At 69.3% G+C, this 11,870-nt stretch carries 11 protein-coding genes, 1 pseudogene and 1 riboswitch; of the genes and pseudogenes, 10 read left to right on the top strand and 2 right to left on the bottom strand.

Annotated elements, in window-relative coordinates:
* Nucleotides 1-161: 161 nt before the first annotated feature.
* Nucleotides 162-252: riboswitch (ZMP/ZTP riboswitch) on the top strand.
* Between the two features lie 40 nt (nt 253-292).
* The 4 genes from K9S39_RS17795 to K9S39_RS17780 all read left to right on the top strand — a co-directional run bounded on the left by K9S39_RS17795 (nt 293) and on the right by K9S39_RS17780 (nt 5,173).
* Nucleotides 293-1,582 (top strand): serine hydroxymethyltransferase, encoded by a 1,290-nt coding sequence (locus K9S39_RS17795; protein ID WP_248864349.1) that lies wholly within the window; start codon nt 293-295, stop codon nt 1,580-1,582.
* A gap of 207 nt (nt 1,583-1,789) precedes the next feature.
* Nucleotides 1,790-2,800 carry a tryptophan--tRNA ligase gene (gene trpS / locus K9S39_RS17790; RefSeq protein WP_248868840.1) on the top strand — a complete coding sequence of 337 codons (1,011 nt, stop codon included), beginning with the start codon at nt 1,790-1,792 and terminating at the stop codon, nt 2,798-2,800.
* A 193-nt stretch (nt 2,801-2,993) separates the two neighbouring features.
* Nucleotides 2,994-3,575: a 2'-5' RNA ligase family protein gene (locus tag K9S39_RS17785; RefSeq protein ID WP_248864348.1), complete on the top strand. Its 582-nt coding sequence runs from the start codon at nt 2,994-2,996 to the stop codon at nt 3,573-3,575.
* A 572-nt stretch (nt 3,576-4,147) separates the two neighbouring features.
* Nucleotides 4,148-5,173 (top strand): YihY/virulence factor BrkB family protein, encoded by a 1,026-nt coding sequence (locus K9S39_RS17780; protein ID WP_248864347.1) that lies wholly within the window; start codon nt 4,148-4,150, stop codon nt 5,171-5,173.
* A 43-nt stretch (nt 5,174-5,216) separates the two neighbouring features.
* Here the strand turns inward: K9S39_RS17780 and K9S39_RS17775 are convergent, their stop codons facing one another.
* Nucleotides 5,217-6,485, bottom strand: a complete 1,269-nt coding sequence (locus tag K9S39_RS17775; RefSeq protein WP_248864346.1) for a D-alanyl-D-alanine carboxypeptidase family protein — start codon at nt 6,483-6,485, stop codon at nt 5,217-5,219.
* Nucleotides 6,486-6,561: 76 nt separating this feature from the next.
* Here K9S39_RS17775 and K9S39_RS17770 point away from each other — a divergent pair, with 76 nt between their 5' ends.
* The gene (locus K9S39_RS17770; protein ID WP_248864345.1) at nt 6,562-6,771 is read left to right on the top strand and encodes a hypothetical protein; all 210 of its coding nucleotides are present in this window, start codon (nt 6,562-6,564) and stop codon (nt 6,769-6,771) included.
* 440 nt (nt 6,772-7,211) lie between these two features.
* Entirely contained in the window at nt 7,212-7,403 is a 192-nt protein-coding gene (locus tag K9S39_RS17765) for a recombinase family protein (RefSeq protein ID WP_248864344.1), read from the top strand.
* A gap of 220 nt (nt 7,404-7,623) precedes the next feature.
* Here the strand turns inward: K9S39_RS17765 and K9S39_RS17760 are convergent, their stop codons facing one another.
* A complete protein-coding gene (locus tag K9S39_RS17760; RefSeq protein ID WP_248864343.1) occupies nt 7,624-7,884 on the bottom strand; it encodes an SCO4848 family membrane protein in 261 nt (86 codons plus the stop codon).
* 231 nt (nt 7,885-8,115) lie between these two features.
* Between K9S39_RS17760 and K9S39_RS17755 the strand changes: the two are divergent.
* The 4 genes and pseudogenes from K9S39_RS17755 to K9S39_RS17740 form a co-directional block, all read left to right on the top strand.
* Nucleotides 8,116-8,428, top strand: a pseudogene (locus K9S39_RS17755) (metallophosphoesterase); the annotation flags it as partial.
* A gap of 264 nt (nt 8,429-8,692) precedes the next feature.
* Nucleotides 8,693-9,004 (top strand): hypothetical protein, encoded by a 312-nt coding sequence (locus K9S39_RS17750; RefSeq protein ID WP_248864342.1) that lies wholly within the window; start codon nt 8,693-8,695, stop codon nt 9,002-9,004.
* A 50-nt stretch (nt 9,005-9,054) separates the two neighbouring features.
* The gene (locus K9S39_RS17745) at nt 9,055-10,494 is read left to right on the top strand and encodes a hypothetical protein (protein ID WP_248869240.1); all 1,440 of its coding nucleotides are present in this window, start codon (nt 9,055-9,057) and stop codon (nt 10,492-10,494) included.
* Nucleotides 10,495-10,607: 113 nt separating this feature from the next.
* A complete protein-coding gene (locus tag K9S39_RS17740; protein WP_248864341.1) occupies nt 10,608-11,783 on the top strand; it encodes a S8 family peptidase in 1,176 nt (391 codons plus the stop codon).
* Nucleotides 11,784-11,870: the final 87 nt, after the last annotated feature.

Raw genomic sequence — 11,870 nt, 5'->3', positions numbered from 1 at the left:
CGCCCGGCGGCCGGCGCCCAGGACTGGACGGCGAACGGACAGCGACCGGACGACGGCGGGAACGGGCCGGACGACGGCGGGACAGCGGCCGGACTTCGGCCGGGTAGCGAGCGCCCGGCGGAAACCCGAGCCACCACCCGGCAACCCCCGCTAGGCTGACCTCCGCGCACGGCGACTGGCGTACGGGGAATCGACCCCGAGGGAACCGTGTGAGGCACGACCTTCGAGGTGCCGCCCGCCTGGGCACCCCGGGACCCGACCGGATCACCGATCGACCGCCCCGGAGGACGTCATGTCACTGCCCTTCACGTCACAGCCCCTTTCGCATCCCGCGCTGGCCGCCGCCGACCCCGAACTGGCCGCTCTCGTCGGCGCCGAGGAGCAGCTCCAGTCCGACACGCTGCGGCTGATCCCGAGCGAGAACTACGTCTCCACCGCCGTCCTGGAAGCCACCGGCACCGTCCTGCAGAACAAGTACAGCGAGGGATACGCGGGCCGTCGCTACTACGAAGGCCAGCAGAACATCGACCGCGTCGAGACGCTGGCCGCCGAGCGCGCCAGGGCCGTCTTCGGCGTCGAGCACGCCAACGTCCAGCCGTACTCCGGCTCGCCCGCCAACCTCGCCGCCTATCTGGCGTTCGCCGAGCCCGGCGACACCGTGCTGGGGATGGCGCTGCCCATGGGCGGCCATCTCACCCACGGCTGGGGCGTCTCGGCGACCGGCACGTGGTTCAACGGCGTGCAGTACGGCGTACGGGCGGACACCGCGCTGATCGACTTCGACGAGGTCCGTGATCTCGCCCGCAAGGAACGCCCGAAGATCATCTTCTGTGGCGGTACGGCGGTGCCGCGCACCATCGACTTCGCCGCCTTCGGCGAGATCGCCCGCGAGGTCGACGCGGTACTCGTCGCCGACATCGCCCATATCGCCGGACTGATCGCGGGCGGCGCCCACCCGTCCCCCGTCCCGCACGCCGACGTCATCTCCACCACCACCCACAAGACCCTGCGCGGCCCGCGCGGCGCCATGCTGATGTCCCGCGCCACGCACGCCAAGGCCATCGACAAGGCCGTCTTCCCGGGCCTCCAGGGCGGGCCGCACAACCACACCACGGCGGCCATCGCGGTCGCGCTGCACGAGGCGGCCGCGCCGTCCTTCCGGGAGTACGCGCATGCCGTCGTCGCCAACGCCAAGGCGCTCGCCGAGGCGCTGCTGGCCCGTGGGTTCGACCTGGTCTCCGGTGGTACCGACAACCACCTGGTGCTGATCGACCTGACCTCGAAGGACGTGCCCGGCAAGGTCGCCGCGAAGGCGCTGGACCGGGCCGGCATCGTCGTGAACTACAACACCGTCCCCTTCGACCCCCGAAAGCCCTTCGACCCGTCCGGGATCCGGATCGGCACCCCCGCGCTGACCTCCCGGGGCCTGGGCACGGACCGGATGGCGCAGGTCGCGGAGTGGATCGACCGCGGTGTGACGGCCGCGGGAACGGGGGACGAGGCGGCCCTGGCGGCCCTTCGCGGCGAGGTCGCCGAGCTGATGGCGGGGTATCCGGCGCCGGGGCTGCCGACCGGGGACTGAGGGGCGGCCGGGCAGTGGCTGGGGAAAGCCGACCGCCGGCGGCTGGGCAGTGCGGGCGGCCGGGCGGCCCCACCAGCGGCTGAGCGGCGCCTGGGCGCCCTCCGCAGACCACGCGCCGGGGAGCCACGCGCACCTGAGAGAATCGGTCCCATGGCTCTCGATCGCCCGCCCGTCGCCCACCACCACCCCCAGGGGAATGGCTCCGCCATGCAGCGTCGTCCTCGTGTGCTCTCCGGTATTCAGCCCACCGCCGGCTCCTTCCACCTCGGCAACTACCTCGGCGCCGTCCGCCAGTGGGTGGCGCTGCAGGAGTCCCACGACGCCTTCTACATGGTGGTCGACCTGCACGCGATCACCGTCCCGCAGGACCCCGCCGAACTGCGGCGGAACACCCGCGTCGCGGTCGCCCAGCTGCTGGCCGCCGGCCTCGACCCGGACCGCTGCACGCTCTTCGTCCAGAGCCATGTGCCCGAGCACGCCCAGCTCGCGTGGGTCATGAACTGTGTCACCGGCTTCGGCGAGGCATCGCGGATGACCCAGTTCAAGGACAAGTCGGCCAAGCAGGGCGCCGACCGTACGACCGTCGGCCTGTTCACCTACCCCGTGCTGATGGTCGCCGACATCCTGCTCTACCAGGCCAACCAGGTCCCGGTCGGCGAGGACCAGCGCCAGCACCTGGAGCTGACCCGCGATCTCGCGGACCGCTTCAACACCCGTTACGGCGACACCTTCACCATCCCCAGCCCGTACATCGTCAAGGAGACGGCGAAGATCTTCGATCTTCAGGACCCGTCGATCAAGATGAGCAAGTCGGCGTCCTCGCCCAAGGGCATCATCGACCTGCTCGACGAGCCCAAGGCCACCGCCAAGAAGATCAAGAGCGCCGTGACGGACACCGACACGGTGATCCGCTTCGACCGCGAGGCGAAGCCCGGCGTCAGCAACCTCCTCACCATCCTCTCCACGCTCACCGGCACCGACATCCCGAAGCTGGAGAGCGCGTACGAGGGCAAGGGGTACGGCGCGCTCAAGACCGACCTCGCAGAGGCGATGGTCGATTTCGTCACACCGTTCCGGGACCGTACGCAGGAATATCTGGACGACCCGGCGACGTTGGACTCGATCTTGGCCAAGGGCGCGGAGAAGGCCCGCGCGGTGGCCGCCGAGACCCTCGCCACCAGCTATGACCGGCTCGGATTGCTGCCGGCGAAGGACTGACGGGACGTCCCGCGAAGCCGGTTCCGGCCGGCTTCGCGGACGGCCCGGGGCCCGGTGCTCCCGCCCCCGGGGGCCATACGGTCCATCGGCCCTGCTTGTCACAGGACCGACGGTGCTCCCCGTATCGGGCGCGCACCGGCACACTGAGAGCGGTGCGCGAGCGCACCACGGGAACATCAGGAGGGAGAACGCAGTGGGGACCGTAACGCTGGGCGTTTCGATCGCGGTCCCGGAGCCTTACGGAAGCTTTCTCCAGAGGAAGCGCGAGGGCTTCGGGGACCCTGCCGCACACGGCATCCCCACGCATATCACCCTCCTCCCGCCGACAGAGGTACGCGCCGACGCGCTGCCCGCCGTCGAGCGGCACCTCGCCGAGGTCGCGGCCGCCTTCCGCCCCTTCCCGCTCCGCCTGGAGGGCACCGACACCTTCCGCCCGCTCTCCCCGGTCGTCTTCGTGAAGGTCGCCGAGGGCGTGGCCGGCTGTGCCGCGCTGCAGGCCCGCGTCCGCGCCGCCTCCGGCCCCTGCGCCCGCGAGCTCCAGTTCCCGTACCACCCGCATGTCACGGTGGCGCACGGCATCGCCGAGGAGGCGATGGACCGCGCTCACGCCGAGCTGAAGGACTTCTCCGCGACGTGGACGATCGGCGGCTTCGCACTGTACGAGCAGGGCGTGGACGCGGTGTGGCGCCTGCAACGGGAGTACCCCTTCGGGACCCAGCCGGCGGGCGTCCCGCGCCAGGCCGACCTCACGCGGCCGCCGGCGCCGGCTTCGTAGCGGCCGGCAGCCAGCAGGTGTCGCAGCGCGGCGGCCGGGGAGCTGTCGGGTTGGCGGTGGGTTCCTCCCGGGGCGTTGGTGGGTTCTCTCGGGCCGGTGGCTGGCTGCTTTCTCGTGTCGCGTCGGTCCGGGCGGCCGCGGCCGTCGTGTCTCATGTCGCGTCGGTGAGGGCGCCGCTCTTGATCGCTGACCTCGATAATTGGCAGCGCCACCGGTCACGGGGCCACCGGTCACGGGGCCACCGGTCGCTCAGCGCTCCGGTGACAAGGCGCAGTGCGATCCGCCCGAACAGACCCGATACGCACGCCCCCGGGGGTGCTCGCGCGATGACGGTCCCGAGTGCCGGAGTTCGGCGCACAGGGCGATCCGGATCGCACCGTCATCGAGGAGCGGAGGTCCGGTAGGCGGCGGGTATGTCGGCATGGCGTCGGCTAGTTCGGCATGGCGTCGGCTACGTCGGCATGGCGTCGGCTACGTGCCCGCGATTCCCGGGGCCGCGGAAGCTAGTGTTCCGGATCACCGGGGAAATCCGCCGTGAGGCAAACGGGGTACGAGGGCGAGAGGGGAACGCCATGGACTGGCTGCGCAGGCTGCCGGTGATCGGACCGGCCGTCACCTGGCTGATGACCACGCATCTCTGGCACGCGTACGAGCGTATGGAGCGGGTGCACTGGACCAGGCTCGCCGCCGCGATCACCTTCACCAGCTTTGTCGCGCTCTTCCCGCTGCTCACCGTCGCCGCCGCGATCGGTGCCGCGGTGCTCAGCGACAGTCAACTCCACACTCTGGAAGGCAAGCTCGCCGAACAGATCCCCGGCATCTCCGGGCAGCTCGATCTCGCCGGACTGGTCGACAATGCTGCCACGGTCGGTCTGATCGCCGGTGCCCTGCTGCTGTTCACCGGTATCGGCTGGGTCGAATCGCTTCGCGACTGTCTGCGCGCGGTGTGGGAGAAGGACGAGGAGGAGGTCAACTTCTTCGTCAGCAGGCTCAGGGACGGCGGCCTGCTGCTCGGTCTCGGCGGCGTCGCGCTGGTCTCGGTGGCCTGCTCGGGCTTCGCGAGTGCCGCGGTGGGCAGGGTCACCGACGCGATCGGTCTGGAGCAGGGCGGCATCGGCAGCATCCTGCTGTCCGGCGCCGGCTTCTGCATCGCCGTCCTGACGGACTTCCTGCTGCTGGCCTACGTCCTGACCAAGCTGCCCGGTGTGCATCCGCCGCGGCGCACCGTCGTCGTCGCGAGCTTCATCGGCGCCGTCGGCTTCGAACTGCTGAAGCTGCTGCTGAGCAGCTATCTCCAGGGCGTCGCGTCGAAGAGCATGTACGGCGCCTTTGGTACGCCGATCGCGCTGCTGCTGTGGATCAACTTCACCGCGAAGCTGGTGGTGTTCTGCGCGGCGTGGACGGCCACGCCGCGCGCGGGGAGCGAAGGGGAGACGGCGCCGGAGACGGGGAAGCCGGGGGAGCCGGGTGATTCCACGGGGCCGGGTGATTCCACGGGGCCGGGGGAGTCCGCGGAGCCGGGGGAGTCCGCGGAGCCGGGTATGGAGGGACCTCCGCCGGGGGACGGCCCCCGCGCCCATCCCGGCTCCGCGACCTGAATGAAACTCACACCTCGCCCGGCCGGCCCCCGTCCCGGAACCCTCACTTCCTTGGACGCCGCCCCCGGACGAGCTCCGGCAGCGGCCAGCGGCGATGGATGCCCAGCACCGCGACGCCCAGCAGCACCAGCGCGCCGCCGGTGATTCCCACCGCAGTCCACGCGCCGCCCGAAGTGTCGGCGGCGTTCAGCGCTGCCTGGGTCTGTTCCCGTCCGTTCTTCGCGTCGTCGTTTCCCCCGGCGTCCGAGCCGTCCTCCTCGCTCTTGGGCCCGACGAGCCGGCCGACCGGCTGCACTTTGCCGGACGCCTCGAAGCCCCAGTCGAGGAGCTTGGCCGCCTCCCGGTACCCCTGGTTGTGCTCCTTCTTCTGCGGGTTCATGACCGTGACGAGGAGCTTGCGGTCACCGTGCTGGGCGACGCCCGTGAAGGTGGCCCCGGCGTTCGTGGTCGAGCCGTTCTTCACGCCCGCGATCCCCGGGTACGGCTTGATGTCGTAGTCGCCGCTGAGCAGCCGGTTGGTGTTCTGGATACCGAACTTCGCCCGCTTGCCGCCCTTGCCTTTCTCACCGGGGAACTGTGCCCTGGCCGTCGAGCAGTACTCGCGGAAGTCGGCGTTCTGCAGCCCCGCACGTGCGAACAGGCTCAGGTCGTAAGCGCTGGAGACCTGGCCCGGCGCGTCATAGCCGTCCGGTGTGACGACATGGGTGTCGTTGGCGTTCAGCTCATTGGCGCGCTTCTGCATTTCGGCGACGGTTTTCTCCACACCGCCGTTCATCGCCGCGAGGGTGCGCACCGCGTCATTCCCGGAACGGAGAAATACCCCGAGCCACAAATCATGGACCGTATAGGTCAGGTTCTCCTTTATCCCGACGAGGCTGCTTCCCTCACCCATCCCCGCCAGGTCGGCCGGCTTGACCGTGTGCTTCTGGTTCTTGGGGAACTTCGGCAGCAGCGTGTCGGCGAACAGCATCTTCAGGGTGCTGGCCGGGGCGAGCCGCCAGTGCGGGTTCTTGGCGGCCAGCACCTTGCCGGAATCGGCGTCGGACACGATCCACGAACGGGCCGTGATCTGGTCCGGGCCGGGCAGCTTCGGCGCACCGGGCTTCGGGTCGACCTGGACGCCGGGTACGCCCAGCCGGTCCCCGCCGACCTTCGACATCTCGGCGGGCGGCGTGGGCGCCTTGGGCGACTCGTCCTTGGGATCGGCGGACGCGGTGCCGGCCAGCAGCGGGGACGCCAGCAGCGCGGCGGAGACCAGTGCGGTAACGGGGCCCCGGCCCGTCCGGCCGAACGCCCGGCTGCCCGTACGCACGGAGGGAACGGCGGTGTCCGGTGCGGTCCGAGCGCGGAAGCCGATGGGAGCGAGGCCGATAGGAGCAGGGGCGTCCGTGGCGGCGGTGGTGCTCGTGGCGGCGGTGTTGCTCGTCCAACCAGTGGTGCTCGTCCAGACGGAGGAGCCCGCGGAAGCGGAGCAGCCGGTCGACGCAGTGGAAGCAGCACAAGCCGCAGAAGCGGCGGAATCCACTGAAGCAGGGGACGCCGGGGAAGCGGAGAAGGTCATCGGCACGTCGGTGAAGGTACCCGTCCGCGGCGCATAATCAGACAGCACCCCCCGGAAGAGTGTCCTTGCCGACCGCCGGATGGAGCCGCTGCCCCTACCGGACTTCATGCCGCGCTCATCAGAAGACCCTGAGGTCCAAAGTGGCTCCGCCACGGGCCGCACCCCCGCAACCCTCTCCCGCCCCGTGTCCTGGTTCCTGCTCGCCTTCGCGGTCTGGAGCTGGTTCATCTGGATCACCTTTCGCGAGTAACTAACCGTCACGACATGCAGGACTAGGCGAGAGAGCAGGTCAGAGCGCATGACACCGTGCGTGTCGTTGCCCGGTAGCGAGCACATGGACACGGTTCGCGTCGCCGTGTACGCCCGACAGTCCAAAGCGCGCCCCGACGCCTCCGAAGCGTCGCCCGAAGCGCAGTTGGCCGCCGGGGAGGCGCTGGCCGGCAGTCGGGTTGGCAGGTAGTCCACAGGTTCAAAGACGTGGAACGTTCCGGTGGGGATCCCAATGCCGTCCGTCCGGGATGTGAATCACTCATGGACGCCGTGCGCGCCGGCGAGGTCGACGTGGTGGTGGACGAGCTGTCCCGCCTCACGCGCAAGAGGGCGCGTCTCCGACAACGCCATTGCCCGCACATTCGACAGCGAGGAGATACCTGCCCCTGGTATCGCTGAGCGCAGGGCCACGGAAAAGCGCACGGCTTCTATGACCGCCCGATTCGCCCCAGTGGCAAGCGGGGCCACTCGGGGCAGGGTGCGCGCCTACGCAGCCCCTGGCCAGCCGTGACGGAGCGCCGGCCGTCGTACGGCTGAAGCAAGGGCCGTCCACGGCCCAGGAAGCGCGCGCAGGTGGGTGCCGCTTCGGCGGCGAGGGAGTGGCCACGGGCCCCGTGCACTACTCAGCTGGTGTGCGGCCGAGCTTCTCCCGGCGCAGTGCACGGAGGCCCCGGAACCCGATCACGCCAATGGCGGTCCCCAGAATGAACGACGTGATGGCCAACGCGAGATGGACCCAGAAATATGCGGTGGGGCTTCCGTTATCAAACGCTAGCCCGCTGGCGTCCTTGAACAAATTCTTGACGAAGGTCACCCACACCACCCAAGACCAAGCACCGAAGGCGAGTAGGAACCAGGAGACGGGTCGGCTGAGCTTCATGCGGTGGTGTCCTCTGCTTCGGGGGAGCCTTGCCCTGCCATTATCCCGATCACTCCGATCCCCGTCCCCAGGGGAAAGGACGTCACCGCGAGCAGCAGATGGACCAGAAGCAGGCGTTCGGCGGAGTACGTGCCCGGCGCCGCGCGCCGATCCCGCCTCCCCGCCCGTCCAGCGCCCGCCCGCCACCGACGGGCCCCCTACCGACCCAGCTGCCGATCCCACTGTCACCGTCTCCGCGACCTGCACACGCGGCACGGCGCCCATTTCGTCACAGGCAATCACGAGTATTTTTCCGGAGCCGCCCAATGGGTCGACCACGTAGGGGAGTTGGGCATCATCCGCTGGAGAACGCGCGCACCGAACTCCCCGGCTTCGACTCGCGGGCATCAACGACCTGGCGGGCCGGAGTGAGGACGCGGGCCCGGACTGAAGCGCTACGGCGCGGCTCTACGTCACCCGAGGCGCCGATGCCTGGGGGCCGCCTGTACGCGTCGGCGCCCCACCGGATGTCCCGGTCGTCGAACCGGCCTCTGTCGGGGCCTGATTCGCCGCTTCGGAGGGGTGTCGGACGGGGGAGGCGGAGGAGGAGGGCGTGCGCCTGTGAGTGCCTGCGGGTACTTGGTAACGGGCCGTCTACGATGTGCGTTCGCATTCCGCCGCGATTCGGGCAGATGGTGACTTACGATCTTGCTCATCAGGCCCCCAACTCCGTAGTATTTATTGTCTTTGCGTTGTCCTTGACGTGGCGGCTTACACGGGCGGTGCGAGGGGATGAGCGGGCGGCACGCGGGGGAACGGGGAGAGCGTTATGAGCAAGCAGTTCAAGGTCGACCTTGAGGAGCTGGACAGCGTCGTACGCCAGCTCAAGCGTCTTCAGGCCGATATGGATGAACCGAGCCAGAAGATGAAGTACAGCACAACCATCCAGAAGTCAGCTTTTGGGGTCGATTTCATTGAGTGTGGAGATCTGGCCGGTGCTCACGACGACATGCAGGAATACATGTCGCAGGTCATCACGGCGCTCCAGGGACTCATCACCAAATTCGGCGAGAAGACGGAAGCCAGTCGGGGCGCTTACGAGGACCAGGAGCACGGCGCCAAGGTCTCCATGAACGGCTGACAGGCCAGCGCCGTGGTGCAGACGAAAGGGATGAGATGAAGGGGGCTGGCGTGGTTGACGCCAGGCAGGAGTACGAGAGCGCCAAGGCGATGGAGAAGCAGCGGAAGGAGCAGGAGCGGAACGAGCGACTGAAGTCGTTCAAGCACCAGCCCCTCACACCTGCTTCACCTTCCGACTTCCATCACCACGGCATCGACGCTCTCCGGGCGATGATCGAGCACGCCAGCCCTGGGGCGATCGAGACATCCGGCCAGCACTGGCGCGCCTCTGCCGACCGGCTCGCGGGCGAAGACGGGCGCGGTGGCATCCGTAAGGCGTTCATGGACGCCGTCGAACACGCCTCGGCGCACTGGGAGGGCTCGGCGGCCGAGGCGTTCCGCAGGGAAGCCGGCAAGGTGCTCCAAAAGATCGACCGGACGTACGGGCACTCCCGGAATGTCGAGATGTCGCTGATCGGTTCACGCGAGTTCGGGTCGGAAGGCAGCGTTGCGCACAGTCTTCGCGAGGCCAAGAAGGCCATGTCGAAGATCCATGACCCGGGCAAGGTGGACAGCGCCCTCGACGAGAGCGGGGACGACAGCCAGTTCCACCGGGACATGGCGAATCCGAAGATGGACGCCCGTATGGCGCTGGAGCTCAACCGGGACAATCTGTCCCTGAGCAAGGAGCGTCAGGTCGAGGCCGTCATCGTGATGGACGAGCTGGCGGCCAATTACACCGCCCACGCCGAGTTTCACCGTAAGAACATCGGCGACCCCCCGGGCACCGACCCGAACTGGCCGACGCCGCCGTCGGACCACAAGCAGCCGCCCCCGGTGAACATGCCCGACACGAGTGCCTCGCGGCCGGATCCGTCGGCATACCAGCCGAACACGCCCAATGGCGTGGGCGACCACGCCGTTCCGCCGGGCTTCGGGCCCCACATCAGTCGACCTGACGTCCCCGTACAGACCGGACTCGACGGTGTGGCGGGCGGGACGATGACCCCGCCGCCCTCCGCCGGTGCCATCGGTGGTGGAGCGGGTGTCGGACACGCCGTGCCCGCTGCGGGAACCGACGCCGGGACGGCGGGCCCCATCGGCATGATCGGCGTCGGCATGCGCCCCGGCGGTTCCGGCGGCATGCGTGCCGGTATGCCCGGTGCCGGCGGGAGGCGCGGTGGTGGCGCGCCGGGTGCCCCCGGTGCTGGCGGCGGCGGCAAGGCGGGTGCCAAGGGCGCGGGCGGACGTACCGGTGCGCAGGCGCGTACCCCTGGCGGTGTGGTCGGCAAGCCGGGCGGCCCCGGCGGTGGCGCCAAGCAGGGCGGCTCTGGACTGCACCGCAGCCGTGGCGGTAAGAAGGCCGGGCAGGTCGGTGCGCCGGGTGCCGCCGCTGCCAAGGGCAGCGGCAAGGAGAAGGAGCGCAACGGCAAGAAGCGCCCCGACTACTTGGTGGAGGACGAGGCGACATGGAACCCGCAACGTGATGTGGCGCCACGCGTCATCGAGTAGACCGGCGACACCGTCGCACGGCGGCCGGTGAGGAGTGGCCCCGCACCTGATGTGCGGGGCTTTTTCTCGGCGGAATACGGCCGCCCGGAGAGCAGAGCCAGAAGGAGCGAGGCATGAGGGTCACCCGAACACTGCGCGCGACGGTGGGTGCTGCGCTGACCGGAGCGCTGCTGCTCACCGCGAGCGGCACCGCGTCCGCAGATCAAACGCGCAAGGATCTGTGGCCGTTGGAGGCGTTCGGGGCCCAGGAACTGTGGAAGGAGGCCACCGGCAAAGGGGTGACGGTGGCCGTGCTCGACGGTGGTTTCCGTACGACCCATCAGGACCTGACGGGGCAGTTCCTCCCCGGACCGGACTTCGGGCCGGCGACACAAGCAGAGGGAGCCGAGCACCTCGATCCGGACGAAGACATCCGCGACCACGGTACCGGCATGGCCGCGATCATCGCGGGCCACGGACATGGGCCGGGTGGCTCGGAAGGCGTCAAGGGGCTGGCGCCCGACGCCAAGATCCTTCCCGTCCCGGAATACAAGAACAGTGGGCAGGCCACGCGCTGGGCCGTGGACCACGGCGCCGACGTCATCAACATGTCCTATGGCGGCGGTCTGATGGGCGACATGTGCGAGTCCATCCGGTACGCCATCGAAAAGGGCGTCGTCGTCGTGGCCGGCGTGGGCAACGACGGTCTTTCCAAGAAGAATTACCCGGCGGCCTGCCCCGGGGCCATCGGTGTCGGGGCGGTCGACCAGTTCGGCGAGGCGGCCGACTCCAACAACTTCAACGAAACCCTCGACATCCTCGCACCCGGCGTGAAGATCCCGGTCGCGATGGGCAAGAGCGATTCGGGCTACGCGACCAGGGACGGCAGCTCTGCCGCCACGGCCTACGTCTCCGCTGCGGCCGCCCTCCTGAAGGAGAAGTTCCCGGAGCTCACCCCGGGGCAGATCGCCAACCGTCTCGTAAAGACGGCCGGCCTCACCAAGGAAGAAAAGGCCAAGAACCTCAAGCTGCCCGACCCCCACTACGGTTACGGCTTCATCCAGCCCGGCCCCGCGCTGCGGAAGGACATCCCGGCGGGCCCGAAGGACGGACCGCTGCCCATGCCCAAGGGGAACTCGTCCGAGGCCGGCGCCGACAAGGGCCAAGACCCCGACCCCCCCATGGGTGCCAAGGAAAAGTTCATGCTCTACGGCGGCCTCGGTCTCGGCGCTCTGCTCGTCGTCGGCGTCATCATCGCCATCGTGGCCGTCGTCCGTCGCCGCAAGAACGCCAACCAGTCCTGGGGCTGAGCCGGACACCTCGCATCGGCCATGTGCATACTCGTAGTCGAGGGGCCGCGCGGAGCACCGCGCGGCCCCTCAATGTCCGCGCTCTCA

Source organism: Streptomyces halobius, from assembly GCF_023277745.1.
In the GTDB taxonomy this organism is placed as follows: Bacteria; Actinomycetota; Actinomycetes; order Streptomycetales; family Streptomycetaceae; genus Streptomyces; species Streptomyces halobius.
The sequence above is the reverse complement of the archived record's forward strand: the minus strand, read 5'-3'. Positions and strand labels throughout refer to the sequence as shown.